Consider the following 15,229-nt stretch of genomic DNA (forward strand, 5'->3'; position numbering starts at 1 on the left):
CCAGGGCGGAAAGGCGTGGATTCGGCATACATGAGCGCAGATAGCACTCAACCAAAGAGCAAGCTTAGACGACACGCCCGCGTGTGAACAAGTCCTGCATGCAAGCTCAGCCTGAGGGCAAGCTCAGCCTAAAGGCAACTCAGCCGGCAGACTCAGCCGGCACCCGGCACCGAGCAGGCGGCGCATAGCCCGAACACGTCGACGACGTGGTTCGCCTGCGTGAAGCCGTGCTCGGCGGCGACGGCTCGCGCCCAGGTCTCGACCGGGTCGGCGGAGATCTCGACGGTGGTGCCGCAGTTCCGGCAGATGAGGTGGTGATGGTGGGCTCCCGTGGAGCAGGAGCGGTAGAGGCTCTCGCCGTCTTGCTGCAGGCTGTCGACCTCGCCCTCGCCCTCGAGCGAGGCGAGCGCCCGGTAGACGGTGGCGAGCCCGATCGCCGACCCGCCGTCGCGCAGCTGCGAGTAGAGCACCTGCGCGCTCACGAAGCCGCTCTTCTCGTGCAGCGCCTCGCGGACGGCCTCGCGCTGCCAGGTCTGCCGCTTCATGCGGCGACCTTCTCTCGGGACGGTGCGGGAGCCCCGGGTTCCTGCGCCCGCCCGCCCCTGCCGCGGGCGGAGCGCCGGCCCCCCACGATGCGGCAGACCAGCCAGATCGCGAACGAGATGGTCGTGACGTAGGGCGAGATCGGCAGGCCGCCGCCGAGGGCCAGGAGGATTCCGCCGACGACGCTGGTGACGGCGAAGACGACGCTGAGGATCGGCACCCAGAGCGGTGCGACCGTCAGACGCAGCGCGGCCGCCGCCGGGGTGACGAGAAGAGAGAGGACGAGCAGTGCGCCGACGATCTGCACCGAGACCGCGACCGCAAGGCCGAGCGCGAGCATGAAGACGATCGACAGGCCGCGGACCGGGACGCCGGCTGCGGCCGCCACGTCGGGGTCGACGCTCGCGAACGTCAGGGGGCGCCAGACGACGAACAGCGTCACGACGACGACCGCCGAGATGCCGAGCAGCCAGCCGAGCTGCGGGTTGTCGACCGACACGATCTGGCCCGTCAGCAGGCCGAACTTGTTGGCGGCGCGCCCCTGGTAGAGGGCGAGCGAGAGGATCCCCAGGCCGAGGCCGAACGGCATCAGCACGGCGATGATCGAGTTGCGCTCGCGGGCGCGGTTGCCCAGGAGGCCGATGATGAGGGCCGCCAGCACGCTGCCGACCACCGACCCGGTGACGACGTTGACGCCGACGAGCAGGGCGATGGAGGCGCCGGCGAACGAGAGCTCGCTGATGCCGTGCACTGCGAACGGCAGGTTGCGTGTGATCACGAACGGGCCGATCAGGCCGCCGACGACGCCGAGCACCGCGCCCGCGATGATCGAGTTGCGCACGAGCACGACGAGCTCGCCGAAGTTCTCGAACGACAGGATGTGAGTGAGCACGTCGAGGTTCATCGCACCGGGCCTTCGGGGTCGAGGTCGTCGGCGTGGTCGACGTGGTGGTCGTGATCGTGCGCCTCGCTGCCCCCGACGATCACGATGCGCCCCATCGTGCGCACCACGTCGACGGGCGTGCCGTAAAGATCGGAGAGGACGTCGGCCTGCAGCACCTCGTCGGGCGTGCCGATGGTGAAGCGCCCGCCGGCGATGTAGACGACGCGGTCGACCGCGTCGAGGATCGGGTTGACGTCGTGCGTCACGAAGACGACGGCGGCACCCGTGGTGCGACGCTGCTGGTCGATCAGCTCGGTGACACCGCGCTGGTGGCGCAGGTCGAGCGAGATGAGCGGCTCGTCGCACAGCAGCAGCGCCGGGTCGGAGGCCAGCGCCTGGCCCACGCGAGCCCGCTGCTGCTCGCCGCCCGACAGCGACGCCACCGGGGCCATCGCGAACGTCGTCGCGCCGACCTGCTCCACGAGCGAGTCGACCCGGGCCTTCTCGGCCCTGGTCTCGCGGCCCAGGCCGAAGCGATGGCCCGTGATCCCGAGGGCGATCATGTCGCGCGTCCGCAGCGGCGTGCCCGACTCCATCAGCCTCTGCTGGGGGATGTAGCCGATGCGGCGGTGGCCTCGACGAACCGGACGGCGCAGGAACTCGATCTCGCCGCCTGACAGCGCCTGCTGGCCGAGTACCGCCTTGAGCAGCGTCGTCTTGCCCGCCCCGTTCGGACCGAGAACCGCGATGAACTCACCCGGCGCCACATCGAGGTCGAGGTTCGCCCACAGCTCGCGGTCGCCGAAGCGCATGGCTGCGCCGTGGAGACGGAGGACGGGCTCGGCGCTCACTTGGTCAGGACGGCCTTCGCGAGAGCGGCCTTGACCGCGTCGATGTTCGCCTGCTGCCACGCCTGGTAGTCGTCGCCCTTCGGCAGCGTCTCGGTCACCGGGACGACCGGGATGCCGGCGGTCTCCGCGGCCTTCTGCACCTGCGAGGTCTCCGGGCTGGAGGCCTGCTCGTTGTACGCGAGGAGTGCGACCTTCTTCTGCGTCATCAGCTTCAGCGTGTCGTTCAGCGCGGAGGGAGCGACGTCGTCGCCCTCCTCCACGGCCTCGGAGAACGCCGACGGCGTGACGTTCGTCAGGCCGATCGCGTCGAAGAGGTAGCCGGGCACCGGCTCGGTGTACGACACGTCGTCGCCCGCGTAGGTCTTCTTCAGCGCGGCCGTCTGGGCCTCGAGCTTCGACATCGAGGCGCTGAACGAGACCGCGTTGTCGAAGAAGAGCTTCGAGTTGTCGGGGTCGGCTACCGAGAGGTCGGTGGCGATGCGGTTCGCCAGCTTCGCCATCGTCGCGTAGTCGTAGAAGACGTGCTCGTTGAGCTCGCCGCCGGTCGCGGTGAAGCCGGAGACCTCGACGGCGTTGATGAGGGTCGCCTTGCTGCTGGTCGAGTCGCGCATCGTGTCGACGTAGTCGTCGTAGCCGCCGCCGTTCTCGATGATCAGCTGCGCCTTCGAGATGGCGAGCTGCGTCTGCGCGTCGGCCTCGAACCCGTGCGGGTCTTGGTTGGGGTTCGACAGGATGCTCGTGACCGAGACGTGGTCGCCGCCGATCTGCGAGGCGATGTCGCCGTAGACGTTGGTCGAGGCGACGACGAGGACCTTCTCGTCGGACGAGGTCGAGGCGGAGGGCGTCGAGGACGAGCAGCCGGCCAGGGTCAGCGCGGCCACGACGGCCGTGGCTGCGGCGAGGAGGGGGTACTTCACGGAGGAATCCATCTAAGGGCGGCGCGGAGGGAGGAGGACGGGTGCCGCCCTGAGGCCCGACCGGGATCGACGCTATCGCTAAACGATAATCATTGTCAAAAGCAGTGGTACCGCGGTGCCTGAGCGCGGAACCGGGGGGCGATCCTGCGCGGCTCGGCCCTGCGTACGCTGGCATCATGTCGACCCCCGCGCCCGCAGACGACCTGCTGCTGCCGCGCCCGCCGGGGCTCTTTCGTCGGCTTCTCGCGCGACCCTCCCTGCTTGTCGACGCCGTCGTGGCCCTGCCGGTGCTCGGCATCGAGTACCTCGACGCGCTCAGCGGCGACGGTCTCGGGTTCCAGGGTGATCTGCTGCTGCACGGCACCTGGCCGCTCGTGCTGATCGGCTGCGCCGGACTCCTGCTCCGGCGCCGCCAGCCGCTCGTCGCCCTGGCCGTCATCGCGGCGTTCGGCGTGACCCTGACCCTCCTGGGCCAGCCCTACCTCCTCGTCGCGGCCTCGTTCGCGGTCTACGCGGCGGCCGTCTACCGCTCACCGCGGCTGGCCTGGCTGGGCCTGGCCGGCACGGTGGTCCTCTTCATCGCCGCCACGAGCGCGGCGCACCTGATCATGCACGACCGCTCCTTCTGGTCGGGATTGCAGGGGACCATCGGCCTCACCCTCTTCCTGGCCATCGCGGCCCTCATCGGCGTCAACATCGGCGACCGCAAGCGCTACCTCGACGCTCTCCTCGAGCGCGCCGCGCAACTGGCCCGCGAGCGCGACCAGCAGGGCCAGCTCGCCGCCGCCGCCGAGCGCTCTCGGATCGCCCGCGAGATGCACGACGTCGTCGCGCACAGCCTCTCGGTCGTCGTGCGCCTCGCCGACGGCGCCGACGCGATCGCCGACGCCGACCCTGAGAAGTCGCGCGAGACGGTGCGCCAGATCGGCGAGGTCGGACGGGAGTCGCTTCGCGACATGCGCCGCCTCCTCGGAGTGCTCCGCGACGACTCCTCGGCTGAGCTGGCACCGCAGCCGTCGCTCGACGAGCTCGACCGGCTGATCGAGACGTACCGCAGCGCAGGGCTGCCGGTCGCCGTCCAGCGCACCGGAGACGCGCCCTCCGACGTCGCCCTCCAGGTGGCCGTCTACCGCGCCGTCCAGGAGTCGCTCACCAATGCCCTGCGCTACGCGACCGAGCCCTCGCGCGTACTGGTCCAGCTCGCCTTCGAGCCCGAGTCGTCGACGGTCGACGTCACCGACGACGGCATCTTCGTCGGCGCCAAGCCGTCCGTCGGCACCGGCAGCGGCCTCGTCGGCCTGCGCGAGCGGGCCGCCGTGTTCGGAGGGACCGTCGAAGCCGGTTCGACCCGCTGGGACGGCGCCGGCTGGCGGGTCCGCATGACTCTTCACCACCCTCGAGAGGACTCCCCATGACCGACACGACCCTCCTCCTCGTCGACGACCAGGACCTCCTCCGCGCCGGCATGGCGATGGTGCTCGGCGCGGCCGAGGGGCTCCGTGTCGTCGGTGAGGCCACGAACGGCGCCGAGGCCGTCGAGCGCGCCGCCGCGCTCTCGCCCGACGTCGTGCTCATGGACGTCCGCATGCCCGGCATGGACGGCATCGAGGCGACGAAGCGGATCACCGAGGCCGCCCCGGAGACGCGGGTCGTCATCCTCACCACGTTCGACCTCGACGAGTACGCGTTCGGCGGCCTGAATGCGGGCGCCAGCGGGTTTCTGCTGAAAGACGCCCCCGCCGCCGATCTCGTCCAGGCGATCCGCACCGTCGCCGCGGGCGAGGCCATCGTGTCGCCCCGAATCACGCAGCGGATGCTCGAGATGTACCGCGGCAAGCTGCCCTCGCAGGCTGCTGCGACCGACGCCGACTCGCCGCTGTCCGAGCGCGAGCACGAGGTGCTGGTCGCGATCGGCCGCGGATTGTCGAACACGGAGATCGCCGCCGAGCTCTTCCTGTCGGAGTCGACGGTGAAGACGCACGTCGGGCGCATCCTGTCGAAGCTCGAGCTTCGCGACCGCGTCCAGGCCGTCATCTACGCGTACCAGCGCGGCCTCGTCTGAGTGGTACCAGGAGACGATATGCAAAATACGGAGTGATTGATATCCTCGAGGAATGATCGAAGCGATTGACCTCACTAAGCGATACGGCGACAAGACCGTCGTCGACTCCATCTCATTCCGAGCCGAACCCGGCACCGTGACCGGCTTCCTCGGCCCCAACGGCGCAGGGAAGTCGACGACGATGCGCATGATCGTCGGTCTCGACCGACCCACCTCCGGCCGCGTCACCGTGAACGGCCATTACTACGTCGACTCCCGGGCCCCGCTGCACGAGGCATCGGCCCTTCTCGATGCGAAGGCCGTGCACCCCGGCCGGACGGCCCGTGACCACCTCCGGATCATCGCCCGCACGCACGGCATCCCCGACCGCCGCGTCGATGAGATCCTCGACTACGCGGGGCTGTCCTCCGTAGCCCGCAAGAAGGTCGGCACGTTCTCCCTCGGGATGGGGCAGCGCGTCGGCATCGCCGCAGCGCTGCTGGCCGACCCGAAAGTCGTCATCCTCGACGAGCCGGTCAACGGCCTGGACCCCGAGGGCGTCATCTGGGTCCGCACGCTCGCGCGCGATCTCGCGGCGAGGGGGCGAACCGTCCTCCTCTCGAGCCACCTGATGGCCGAGATGGCGCAGACGGCCGACCGCGTGATCGTCCTCGGCCGCGGCCGGATCATCGCCGATGCGGCTATGGAGGACGTCCTCCGCGGGGCCGGCGACCCCAAGACCCGCGTCCGCAGCGACGACATGGCGCGCTTCGCACGCGTCCTCGAGGCGGCGGGCGCCGCGGTCACCGTCGAGTCTGCCGACACGGCTGTCGTCGACGGACCCGACAGCGCGTCGATTGCCCGGATGGCCTCGACGGCAGGCGTGATCCTGTTCGAGATCGCCCCTGTCAGCACGTCTCTCGAAGAGGCGTTCTTCGCACTGACCGATGACACGGTCGAATACCGCACCACCGAGAGGCCGAGCCGATGACCGCCGTTCCCGTTCTGCAGACCGCACCCCGCGCATCCTGGGCCGGATCGCTCCGGAGCGAGCTGCTCAAGCTCACCAGCCTGACATCGGTCCGCTGGACCTTCGTCATCGCCGTCGCCGCCGGTATCGTCGGCGCGATCCTGCAGGTCGGCATCGCAGTGACACCGACGGCCGCACTGCTCGGCTCGACGGTGTTCAGCGCCGCCGCCATCGGCGTCATCGGCGCCGTCGCCGGCTCGTCCGAGTATGCGACGAAGACGATCGGACCGAGCCTCATGGCCACCCCTCGACGCGCCGCGTTCCTGTTCTCGAAGCTCGTCGTCAGCGCCCTCGCCGGAGCAGCTGTGAGCCTGGTGTCCGCGGTGCTCGGCATGCTGGTCGTCGGGCTCGTGCCCCGCGCGGACGATGTCGCGGCCATCGCCGGGTGCACGGCTTACGGCGCGGCCGTCGGCGCGTTCGCGGCGTGCTTCGGCATGGTGATCCGGAGCGCGGCTGGCAGTGTGGCTGGCATCCTCGGATTCCTGATCCTGCTGCCGGGCCTGCTCGGAGCCATCCGGCTCGGCGACGGCTACCTGAGCGACTTCAGCGTGGCCGAGAGCGGCGGCAGGCTCGTGACGGCGCCGACGGCGGGCGACGCTCTCGCAGCGGCGCTCGCGCTCGCCGTCTGGCTGGCAGCGTGCGGCACGGTCGCACTCGTGCGGCTGGTCCGCACCGACGCCTAGATACAGCACCCGGGCCTGCACCACGATCGGGACTCGGCACCGCAGAATTCTGCTGTGCCGAGTCCCGATCGTGGGCAGGAGAAGAAGAGCTGGCCCTTGCGCGCCGACGTCAGTCGAGCAGCAGCGCCGGCTCCTCGAGCACCGAGGCGACATCGGCCACGAAGCGCGACGCCACGTCGCCGTCGACGACCCGGTGGTCGAACGACGCGCCGATGGTCGTGACCATGCGCGGACGCACCTCGCCGTCGACGACCCAGGGCTTCAGCTTGATGGTGCCCAGTGCGACGATGCCCACCTCGCCCGGGTTGAGGATGGGCGTGCCGGTGTCCATGCCGAACACGCCGATGTTCGTGATGGTGATGGTGCCGTCGGCGGTGTCGGCGGGCTGCGTCTTGCCGTCGCGCGCCGTCAGGGTGAGCTGCTCCAAGGCCTGCGCCAGCTCGAGCAGGGTCATCGCCTGCGCCTCTTTGACATTGGGCACGATGAGGCCGCGGGGCGTCGCGGCGGCGATCCCGAGGTTCACGAAATGACGCACCAGGATCTCCTGGTCGGTCCACGCCGAGTTGACGGTGGGGTTGCGTCGCACCGCCCAGATGACGGCCTTCGCCATGATCAGCAGCGGCGAGACCTTCACGCCGGCGAACTGCGCGGAGTTCTTGAGGCGCTTGACGAACTCCATCGTGCGGGTCGCGTCGACGTCGACGAAGAGGCTGACGTGCGGGGCCGTGAACGCGCTCGACACCATCGCCGAGGCGATCGCCTTGCGGACGCCCTTGACCGGGATCCGCTCGATGCGCTCCTCGCTCCACTCGGGCGTCTCGATGTTGTGGAACACGCTGGCCTGGCGCGCGTGCCGGATCACGTCGTCGCGAGTCGTCTCGCCGGCGAGACCCGTCGGCTCGACGGTCGACAGGTCGACCCCAAGGTCTTTCGCAAGCTTCCGGATCGGCGGCTTGACGATGACAGGCTGCGCCGAGGCCGCAGGAACTGAGGCCGGCCGCCGCCGCTTCTCTTCGGCCACCCGCTGCACCCGCGCGTCGGCCTCGCCCTTGGAGGGACGGCGTCGGCGAGTCGCACCGTGGGCCCCGGTGATGCCGTAGCCCACCAGCACCGACCCCGAGGCCTCGTCGGCTGCGGCAGCGGCGGGCGAGGCGGCGGCATACGCGGCCTCCTCGGCCTCGGCCTCGAGGACCTCGTCGGCGGGGGTGCGGGGGATCTCGCCGCCCGCGACTCGGATGATCGGGGCGCCGACGGCGACCGTCTGGCCCGAATCGACGAGCAGGGCGTCGACGACGCCGGCGAACGGCGAGGGGAGCTCGACGAGCGATTTGGCGGTCTCGATCTCGACGATGACCTGGTTCAGGGCGACGGTGTCGCCGGGCGCGACGCGCCATTCGACGATCTCGGCCTCGGTCAGGCCTTCTCCCACGTCGGGGAGGTGGAACTCGTTGCTGGTCGTGACAGTCGACACGGGATTCCTTCTAGTAGGCGAGGGCGCGGTCGACGGCCTCGAGCACGCGGTCGGCGTCCGGGAGGAAGACCGACTCGAGCTTCGCGGGCGGGAAGGGCGTGTCGTAGCCCGAGACGCGGAGCACCGGCGCCTCCAGCGAGTAGAACGCCTTCTCGGTGACGGTCGCGGCGATCTCGGAGCCGACGCTCACGTTCTGGGGCGCCTCCTGCGCGACGACGAGGCGGCCCGTCTTGCGGACGGACTCGAGCAGGGGGCCGTAGTCGACGGGCGACAGCGAGCGGAGGTCGACGACCTCGATGCTGATGCCCTCCTCGGCGGCGATCTCGGCGGCCTGGAGCAGGACGCTCACCATGGCGCCGTGGCCGACGACGGTGACCTCCGTGCCGACGCGGACCACGCGGCTCGCGTGCAGCGGCACTCCGGCCGAGGCGAAGTCGACCGGGCCCTTGGGCCAGTAGCGGCTCTTCGGCTCGAAGAACATGATCGGGTCGTCGCTCTTGATCGCCTCCTGGATCATCCAGTAGGCGTCGTGCGGGGTCGACGGGCTGACCAGGCGCAGGCCGGGGGTGTGCGCGAAGTACGCCTCCGGGCTCTCCTGGTGGTGCTCGACGGCGCCGATGTGCCCGCCGTAGGGCACGCGGATGACGACGGGGAAGGCCTGCGACCCCTCGTGGCGGGCCGTCAGCTTGGCGAGCTGCGAGGTGATCTGGTCGAAGCCCGGGAAGATGAAGCCGTCGAACTGGATCTCGGCGACCGGTCGGAATCCGCGCATCGCGAGGCCGATGCTCGCGCCGACGATGCCGGACTCGGCGAGCGGGGTGTCGATGACGCGCTTGGCGCCGAACTCGGCCTTGAGGCCCTCGGTGACGCGGAAGACGCCGCCGAGCGTGGCGATGTCCTCGCCCAGGAGGAGCACGCGCGGGTCGTCCTGCATCGCCTTGCGGAGGCCCGCGTTGAGCGCTCGGCCGAGCGGCATGGTCTCAAGGGCGGAGGCCGCAGGGGTTGCGAGGGACGCGGCGGCGAGGGTCTGGGTGGCGTCGGTCATGAGGTCTCTCCGAAGGACGACTCGTAGTTGCTGAGCCACTCCCTCTGCTCGTCGATGCGCGGGTGCCGCTCCGAGTAGACGTGGCGGAACATCGAGTCGTTGTCGGGCTTCTCGAGGGCGAGCGTGCGCTTGCGCACGTCTTCGGCGAGGTCGTTCGCCTCCTCCTCGATCGAGGCGAAGAAGGCGTCGCTCTCGCCGCGGCTGCGCAGGAAGAGCTCGAAGCGGACGATCGGGTCGCGCGCTACCCACGACTGCAGCTCGTCGTCGGTGCGGTACTTCGTCGGGTCGTCGGAGGTCGTGTGGGCGCCGATGCGGTACGTCATCGCCTCGATGAACCGGGGACCGCCGCCCGCGCGAGCGGCGTCCATGTCGCGGAGCGTCACCGCGTAGCTCGCGAGGACGTCGTTGCCGTCGATCTGCGTGGAGGGGATGCCGAAGCCGGTGCCGCGGAGGTACAGCGGAGTGCGCGACTGCGTGGCCACCGGGACCGAGATGGCCCACTGATTGTTCTGCAGGAAGAACACCTGGGGCGTCTGGAAGCTCGCGGCGAAGATGAAGGCCTCGTTGACGTCGCCCTGGCTGGTGGCGCCGTCGCCGAAGTAGGTGATGACGGCGGTGTCGCGCTCGGGGTCGCCGGTGGCGTAGTCGCCGTCGATGGCGACGCCCATCGCGTAGCCGGTGGCGTGCAGCGTCTGCGAGCCGATGACCAGCGTGTAGAGGTGGAAGTTCTGGCGCTCTGCCGGATCCCACCCGCCGTGCGTGTTGCCGCGGAGGAGACGGACGACGTCGACCGGGTCGATGCCGCGGACCATGCCCACGGCGTGCTCGCGATACGAGGGGAAGAGGTGGTCCTGCGGCCGGGTCGCTCGAGCCGAGCCGACCTGCGCGGCCTCCTGCCCGTGGCTCGGGACCCACAGGGCGAGCTGGCCCTGGCGCTGGAGGTTGCCGGCCTCGTCGTCGAAGCGTCGCGTCAGCACCATGTCGCGGTGGAACGACCGGAGGGTGTCGTCCGAGAGGGCCTCGATCACCGGGAGGAACTCGGCGGTGGCGTCGGAGACCTGGAGGACGCCAGCGGTGTCCAGAAGCTGGACGGGAGCGGCGCCCGGGTCGGACTCTGCTGTCGGGCGCACGCCGTGCCCCATCGCGTCAGATGACATGAGGACGAGCCTATAGGGATGCTCCTCCTCGGAACCTAGAGGCTACGGACAACCTCCTGGGCCGCTCCTAGGAGTTTGTCGACAGACGCCGACTCGCCGATCGAGATCCGGATGCCCTCCGGGGCGAAGGCCCTGACCACGATTCCGGCGCGGTCGAACACCTCTGCGGCGCGCGCCGTGTGCTCGCCGGTGGGGAGCCAGACGAAGTTGCCCTGCGCCCTCGGGACGTCCCAGCCCTGGTCGATCAGGGCCTGCCGCACCTGATCGCGGAGGCGGACGATGCGCGACACGCGCTCGAGCAGCTCCTCCTCGTGCTCCAGCGACGCGATCGCGGCCTGCTGACCCATGGCGGTGACCGAGAGGGCGATCGCGGTGGATCGCGCGGCGTCGAGAACATAGGCCGGGCCGATGGCATAGCCGATGCGGAGTCCGGCCAGGCCGTACGCCTTCGAGAAGGTCCGCAGCACGACGAGGTTGGGGTGCTTCTCGGTGAGCGACTCGCCCTGGACGGCGGTGTCGTCGGTGACGAACTCCGCATAGGCCTCGTCGAGCACGACGAGGACCGACTCGGGCACGGCGGCCATGAAGCGCTCGAAGTCGTGGGTCGAGACGACCTCGCCGGTCGGGTTGTTCGGCGAGCAGATGATGACGAGGCGCGTCGCGTCGGTGACGGCGGCGGCCATGGCCTCGAGGTCGTGACTGCCGTCGGCGCGGTTTGGCACCTGCACGCTCGTCGCGCCGGTCACCGTCACGAGGCCGGGGTAGGCCTCGAACGAGCGCCAGGCGTAGACGACCTCGTCACCCGGCTGGGCCGTCGCGAGGAGCAGCTGCGACAGGATCGAGATCGAGCCGGCACCGGCGTGGACCTCGTCGATGCCGACGCCGAAGCGCTCCGCGAGCACGGAGCGGAGGCCCGACGCCGCGCCGTCGGGGTAGCGGTTGACCTGGAGGGTGTCGCGGAGCACGTCGAGCACGGCCGGGAGCGGCTCGAACGGGTTCTCGTTGCTCGACAGCTTGAACGCGTGAGCGTCGGCCTGCTTGCCCTGGCGGTAGGGCGGAAGGGCGGCGATCTCCGGGCGGAGTCGAACGGGAACGGTCATCCCGCAAGACTACGGGCTACCACCGACGGCCCCGGGTCGGCATAGTGGTGCCCATGCGATTCTTCGTGCGACTGGTGATCAACGCCCTCGCCCTCTGGCTGACCACGTTCCTCCTCGCTCCCCACGTGAGCGTCGACTCCTTCGGCGATAAGACCGTCGTGCCGACCGTCCTCACCTACCTGCTCGTGGCCTTCATCTTCGGCCTCGTGAACAGCATCGTCGGCACGGTCATCCGGATCGTCGCCTTCCCCCTCTACATCCTCACGCTCGGCCTCGTGTCGTTCGTCGTCAACGGCCTGCTCCTCCTCGTCGTCGCCTGGGTCTCCGACGTGATCGGCTTCGGCCTCGACGTCGAGAACTTCGGCTGGGGCATCCTGGGTGCGCTCGTCCTGGCCATCCTCGGCTGGCTGATCGGCCTCGTGCTCCGCCCCCTGTTCGGCAACGTGCGCGGGCGAGCCTGACCACCATGGCCTTCGAGGTGAGCGCGTTCGACGAGGAGGGCGACACCCCGCCCCTCTTCCGCGTCGTGTTCGTCTGCACGGGAAACATCTGCCGCTCCCCCATGGCCGAGGTCGTCTTCCGGGCTCGTGTCGAGGAGGCAGGCTTCGGCGACCGCGTGGTCGTCGGCTCCCGCGGAACCGGCGACTGGCACGTCGGCGAGCACGCCGACGCCCGCACGGTCGCCGCCCTCCAGAGGCGCGGCTACGATGGTTCTCGGCATCGGGCCCGGCAGTTCGAGGCCGCCGACCACGACCGCCACGACCTCGTGGTGGTCTTCGATCGGGGCCAGGAGCGCATCCTCCGCGGCTGGGCTCCGACCGAGGCCGACCGGTCGAAGGTGCAGCTGCTGCTGAGCTTCGACCGCGACGCGGCCACGGGCGCAGGCGACGGGACGGACGTCCCCGACCCCTACTACTCCGATGCCGCCATGTTCGAGACGGTCCTCGACATGGTCGAGCACGCGTCGACGGCGCTGTTCCGGCAGATCGAACCAGCACTCCGACAGGGATCCACCTCATGAGCCTTCCTCCCCAGCCCCTCAGCCCGCTCGACGGCCGCTACCGTCCCGCTGTCTCCGAACTCGGCGAGTTCCTGAGCGAGGCCGGCCTGAACCGGGCCCGCGTCCACGTCGAGATCGAGTGGCTGATCGCGCAGACCGATCGCTCCTTCGCCGGAACTCCGCCTCTCACCGCCGACCAGAAGGCCGCGCTCCGCCAGGTCGTCGCCGACTTCGGCCAGCCCGACATCGACGAGCTCGCCACCCTCGAGGCCACCACGCGCCACGATGTGAAGGCCGTGGAGTACTACGTCCGCGCCCGCCTCGCCGATCTGGGCCTCGCGTCGATCGCCGAGCTCACCCACTTCGCCGCCACCAGCGAGGACATCAACAACCTCTCCTACGCGCTCACGGTCAAGCAGGCCGTCTTCGAGGTGTGGCTGCCCCGGTTCGACCACGTCATCGCCCTGTTCGCCGGCCTCGCCGAGAAGCACGCCGAGACGCCGATCCTGTCGCACACCCACGGTCAGCCGGCGACTCCGTCGACCGTCGGCAAGGAGTTCGCGGTCTACGCCTACCGCCTCGGCCGCATCCGCTCGCAGATCGCGGGCTCGGAGTTCCTCGGCAAGTTCTCGGGCGCGACCGGCACGTTCTCGGCGCACGTCGCCGTCGACCCGGCCATCGACTGGGTCTCCGTCTCGCGCTCGTTCGTGGATGGCCTCGGCCTCACCTGGAACCCGCTGACCACCCAGATCGAGTCGCACGACTGGCAGGCCGAGCTCTACGACCGCGTGGCCCACGCCAACCGCGTGCTCCACAACGCCGCGACCGACATCTGGACCTACATCTCGATGGGCTACATCACCCAGATCCCGGTGGCCGGCGCGACCGGCTCGTCGACCATGCCGCACAAGATCAATCCGATCCGGTTCGAGAACGCCGAGGCCAACCTCGAGCTGTCGAGCGCCCTGTTCTCGTCGCTCTCCGAGACCCTCGTCACGAGCCGCCTCCAGCGCGACCTCACCGACTCGTCGGCGCAGCGCAACATCGGCGTCGCCTTCGGCCACTCGATGCTCGCCCTCGACAACATCACCCGCGGCCTCGGCGAGATCTCGATCAACGCCGACGCCATGGCCGACGACCTCGACGGCAACTGGGAGGTGCTCGGCGAGGCGATCCAGACCGTCATCCGCGCCGAGATCACCGCCGGCCGCTCGACCATCAGCGATCCCTATGCGCTGCTCAAGGAGCTCACGCGCGGCCACCGCGTCTCGCAGGCCGACCTCGTCGCATTCGTCGAGGGGCTCGACATCGGCGACGCCGCCAAGGCACGGCTGACGGCGCTCACACCCGCGACGTACACGGGTCTCGCCGCGTCGCTCGTGAGCTACCTGCGGTAGGTGCGTGCGCTGAGTTCCTGCGCCCGGCAGAAAATTTCAAGGAGATTTTTGCTGTCGCGACGCCCGGCATGCTGATCTGCCGGGGTTGCCGGCGAATTTCTCCTTGAAATTCGGAGGGGGGCGGCGAGGGGCCTCGGCCGGGGTGAACTCAGTGGCCGCGGGGGTAGTGGCGGTCGTCGTCGTCGCTCTCGAGCATGCCCTTGATGCGGCCGTTCTCGTCGCGGATCTCGTGCATCTCGGCGTCGTTCGGCTTCGAGGCGAGCGACAGCATCGCCAGGACGACGACCGCGAGGATGAACGCGATGCAGAGGAAGATGCCGGCGAGGTTCAGCTCGCGCGTCGCCAGGAGCACGATCAGGCCGGTGAAGACGGCGAACACCGCCGAGAGGCCGAGGAGCTCGGCCGGACGGACGCGTTCGCGGCGGCTGGGTGTGGTCATGAGGAGTGTGCTCCGTCGGTGCTGGATTCGTGCGTGCCCGTCTGCCACTTGAGCGACAGGCCCTGAATGATCAGGAAGACGGCGACGAGCGCGCCGTACGCGCCGACGAAGCCCACCAGGATCGTCGACGAGGTCAGGGTGCCCTGGATCTTCTCGATGCCGCCGAGCTCTTTCGAGTAGTCGGTCGGCACGATCAGGTAGATCACGGCGAGCAGCAGGGTCAGTCCCCCGACGATCATCCAGTCGCGCGAGAGGGCGCTCCGGCCGCGACGCCGAAGCCCTGCGACGAGCTCGAGCACGCCGGTGATGAGCGCCCAGCCGGTGACGACGGCGACGAGCAGCACGAGGCCGCCGGTCGGGACGAGCAGCGCCACGAGCCCGAAGGCGACGCCGACGGCGCCCTGGACGATCGCGATGAGCCGGCTGCTGGGGTCGGAGAGGAAGCGGTACGACGCGAGGGCGAGGATCACGCCGCCCGCCACCGTCGTGGCGCCGAAGGTGGTGAGGCCGATGTTCGGCGAGTGGTCGTTCACGAAGGTCGTGACCATGCCCAGCACGAGGAGCGGCAGCGCCCGGAGGATGGGGACGGGCCAGTAGCGCGAGTCGCTCGCGGCGTCTAGCTGGTGGGCCGTCACGTTTCTTCTTCCGGTGGATTGGGGACGATCGAGTTTA

Annotated in this window: 17 protein-coding genes; 7 read left to right on the forward strand and 10 right to left on the reverse strand. The window is 69.8% G+C overall.

Features of this window, described 5'->3' with window-relative positions:
* Positions 1-152: 152 nt before the first annotated feature.
* Genes AC3CBB_RS13875 through AC3CBB_RS13890 form a run of 4 tightly spaced genes read right to left on the reverse strand, consistent with a single transcriptional unit; the run spans position 153 to position 3,194 of the window.
* The gene (locus AC3CBB_RS13875) at positions 153-545 is read right to left on the reverse strand and encodes a Fur family transcriptional regulator (RefSeq protein ID WP_123505793.1); all 393 of its coding nucleotides are present in this window, start codon (positions 543-545) and stop codon (positions 153-155) included.
* Entirely contained in the window at positions 542-1,447 is a 906-nt protein-coding gene (locus tag AC3CBB_RS13880; protein ID WP_488625046.1) for a metal ABC transporter permease, read from the reverse strand. Before AC3CBB_RS13880 ends, AC3CBB_RS13875 begins: the two co-directional genes overlap by 4 nt.
* The gene (locus AC3CBB_RS13885; RefSeq protein WP_488625047.1) at positions 1,444-2,277 is read right to left on the reverse strand and encodes a metal ABC transporter ATP-binding protein; all 834 of its coding nucleotides are present in this window, start codon (positions 2,275-2,277) and stop codon (positions 1,444-1,446) included. Before AC3CBB_RS13885 ends, AC3CBB_RS13880 begins: the two co-directional genes overlap by 4 nt.
* Positions 2,274-3,194 carry a metal ABC transporter solute-binding protein, Zn/Mn family gene (locus AC3CBB_RS13890; RefSeq protein WP_488625048.1) on the reverse strand — a complete coding sequence of 307 codons (921 nt, stop codon included), beginning with the start codon at positions 3,192-3,194 and terminating at the stop codon, positions 2,274-2,276. The genes AC3CBB_RS13885 and AC3CBB_RS13890 overlap by 4 nt, the downstream gene beginning before the upstream one ends.
* A gap of 176 nt (positions 3,195-3,370) precedes the next feature.
* Here AC3CBB_RS13890 and AC3CBB_RS13895 point away from each other — a divergent pair, with 176 nt between their 5' ends.
* From AC3CBB_RS13895 to AC3CBB_RS13910, 4 genes are read left to right on the forward strand one after another with little or no spacing between them, the layout of a single operon-like run.
* Positions 3,371-4,609: a sensor histidine kinase gene (locus AC3CBB_RS13895; RefSeq protein ID WP_488625049.1), complete on the forward strand. Its 1,239-nt coding sequence runs from the start codon at positions 3,371-3,373 to the stop codon at positions 4,607-4,609.
* The gene (locus AC3CBB_RS13900) at positions 4,606-5,256 is read left to right on the forward strand and encodes a response regulator (protein ID WP_123505797.1); all 651 of its coding nucleotides are present in this window, start codon (positions 4,606-4,608) and stop codon (positions 5,254-5,256) included. The genes AC3CBB_RS13895 and AC3CBB_RS13900 overlap by 4 nt, the downstream gene beginning before the upstream one ends.
* Positions 5,257-5,308: 52 nt before the next feature.
* The gene (locus AC3CBB_RS13905) at positions 5,309-6,226 is read left to right on the forward strand and encodes an ABC transporter ATP-binding protein (protein ID WP_488625050.1); all 918 of its coding nucleotides are present in this window, start codon (positions 5,309-5,311) and stop codon (positions 6,224-6,226) included.
* Positions 6,223-6,948 carry a hypothetical protein gene (locus tag AC3CBB_RS13910; protein ID WP_488625051.1) on the forward strand — a complete coding sequence of 242 codons (726 nt, stop codon included), beginning with the start codon at positions 6,223-6,225 and terminating at the stop codon, positions 6,946-6,948. Before AC3CBB_RS13905 ends, AC3CBB_RS13910 begins: the two co-directional genes overlap by 4 nt.
* 109 nt (positions 6,949-7,057) lie before the next feature.
* Here the strand turns inward: AC3CBB_RS13910 and AC3CBB_RS13915 are convergent, their stop codons facing one another.
* From AC3CBB_RS13915 to AC3CBB_RS13930, 4 genes are all read right to left on the reverse strand, one after another.
* Entirely contained in the window at positions 7,058-8,419 is a 1,362-nt protein-coding gene (locus tag AC3CBB_RS13915) for a dihydrolipoamide acetyltransferase family protein (protein ID WP_488625052.1), read from the reverse strand.
* 10 nt (positions 8,420-8,429) lie between these two features.
* Positions 8,430-9,395: an alpha-ketoacid dehydrogenase subunit beta gene (locus tag AC3CBB_RS13920; RefSeq protein WP_488626750.1), complete on the reverse strand. Its 966-nt coding sequence runs from the start codon at positions 9,393-9,395 to the stop codon at positions 8,430-8,432.
* Positions 9,396-9,460: 65 nt separating this feature from the next.
* A complete protein-coding gene (locus tag AC3CBB_RS13925; protein WP_123505802.1) occupies positions 9,461-10,606 on the reverse strand; it encodes a thiamine pyrophosphate-dependent dehydrogenase E1 component subunit alpha in 1,146 nt (381 codons plus the stop codon).
* 50 nt (positions 10,607-10,656) lie between these two features.
* Positions 10,657-11,721 carry a histidinol-phosphate transaminase gene (locus AC3CBB_RS13930; RefSeq protein ID WP_488625053.1) on the reverse strand — a complete coding sequence of 355 codons (1,065 nt, stop codon included), beginning with the start codon at positions 11,719-11,721 and terminating at the stop codon, positions 10,657-10,659.
* Between the two features lie 53 nt (positions 11,722-11,774).
* Here AC3CBB_RS13930 and AC3CBB_RS13935 point away from each other — a divergent pair, with 53 nt between their 5' ends.
* Genes AC3CBB_RS13935 through purB form a run of 3 tightly spaced genes read left to right on the forward strand, consistent with a single transcriptional unit; the run spans position 11,775 to position 14,118 of the window.
* Entirely contained in the window at positions 11,775-12,182 is a 408-nt protein-coding gene (locus AC3CBB_RS13935; protein ID WP_123505804.1) for a phage holin family protein, read from the forward strand.
* Between the two features lie 5 nt (positions 12,183-12,187).
* Entirely contained in the window at positions 12,188-12,742 is a 555-nt protein-coding gene (locus tag AC3CBB_RS13940) for a low molecular weight protein-tyrosine-phosphatase (RefSeq protein WP_488625054.1), read from the forward strand.
* The gene (purB, locus tag AC3CBB_RS13945) at positions 12,739-14,118 is read left to right on the forward strand and encodes an adenylosuccinate lyase (protein WP_488625055.1); all 1,380 of its coding nucleotides are present in this window, start codon (positions 12,739-12,741) and stop codon (positions 14,116-14,118) included. Before AC3CBB_RS13940 ends, purB begins: the two co-directional genes overlap by 4 nt.
* Before the next feature lie 148 nt (positions 14,119-14,266).
* Here the strand turns inward: purB and AC3CBB_RS13950 are convergent, their stop codons facing one another.
* Both AC3CBB_RS13950 and AC3CBB_RS13955 read right to left on the reverse strand, forming a co-directional pair.
* Positions 14,267-14,557 (reverse strand): hypothetical protein, encoded by a 291-nt coding sequence (locus AC3CBB_RS13950; protein ID WP_123505807.1) that lies wholly within the window; start codon positions 14,555-14,557, stop codon positions 14,267-14,269.
* Positions 14,554-15,192, reverse strand: a complete 639-nt coding sequence (locus tag AC3CBB_RS13955; protein ID WP_488625056.1) for a DUF308 domain-containing protein — start codon at positions 15,190-15,192, stop codon at positions 14,554-14,556. The genes AC3CBB_RS13950 and AC3CBB_RS13955 overlap by 4 nt, the downstream gene beginning before the upstream one ends.
* Between the last annotated feature and the right edge of the window lie 37 nt (positions 15,193-15,229).

The organism is Frondihabitans sp. OV104 (genome assembly GCF_057787745.1).

What these genes read in the sequence shown, in the direction of transcription:
- AC3CBB_RS13875 (WP_123505793.1), bottom strand. Translation starts at nt 545, where the DNA reads ATGAAGCGGCAGACCTGGCAGCGCGAGGCCGTCCGCGAGGCGCTGCAC.
- AC3CBB_RS13905 (WP_488625050.1), top strand. Translation starts at nt 5,309, where the DNA reads ATGATCGAAGCGATTGACCTCACTAAGCGATACGGCGACAAGACCGTC.
- AC3CBB_RS13920 (WP_488626750.1), bottom strand. Translation starts at nt 9,395, where the DNA reads ATGCCGCTCGGCCGAGCGCTCAACGCGGGCCTCCGCAAGGCGATGCAG.
- AC3CBB_RS13895 (WP_488625049.1), top strand. Translation starts at nt 3,371, where the DNA reads ATGTCGACCCCCGCGCCCGCAGACGACCTGCTGCTGCCGCGCCCGCCG.
- AC3CBB_RS13940 (WP_488625054.1), top strand. Translation starts at nt 12,188, where the DNA reads ATGGCCTTCGAGGTGAGCGCGTTCGACGAGGAGGGCGACACCCCGCCC.
- AC3CBB_RS13950 (WP_123505807.1), bottom strand. Translation starts at nt 14,557, where the DNA reads ATGACCACACCCAGCCGCCGCGAACGCGTCCGTCCGGCCGAGCTCCTC.
- AC3CBB_RS13925 (WP_123505802.1), bottom strand. Translation starts at nt 10,606, where the DNA reads ATGGGGCACGGCGTGCGCCCGACAGCAGAGTCCGACCCGGGCGCCGCT.
- AC3CBB_RS13930 (WP_488625053.1), bottom strand. Translation starts at nt 11,721, where the DNA reads ATGACCGTTCCCGTTCGACTCCGCCCGGAGATCGCCGCCCTTCCGCCC.
- AC3CBB_RS13880 (WP_488625046.1), bottom strand. Translation starts at nt 1,447, where the DNA reads ATGAACCTCGACGTGCTCACTCACATCCTGTCGTTCGAGAACTTCGGC.
- AC3CBB_RS13910 (WP_488625051.1), top strand. Translation starts at nt 6,223, where the DNA reads ATGACCGCCGTTCCCGTTCTGCAGACCGCACCCCGCGCATCCTGGGCC.
- purB (WP_488625055.1), top strand. Translation starts at nt 12,739, where the DNA reads ATGAGCCTTCCTCCCCAGCCCCTCAGCCCGCTCGACGGCCGCTACCGT.
- AC3CBB_RS13900 (WP_123505797.1), top strand. Translation starts at nt 4,606, where the DNA reads ATGACCGACACGACCCTCCTCCTCGTCGACGACCAGGACCTCCTCCGC.
- AC3CBB_RS13935 (WP_123505804.1), top strand. Translation starts at nt 11,775, where the DNA reads ATGCGATTCTTCGTGCGACTGGTGATCAACGCCCTCGCCCTCTGGCTG.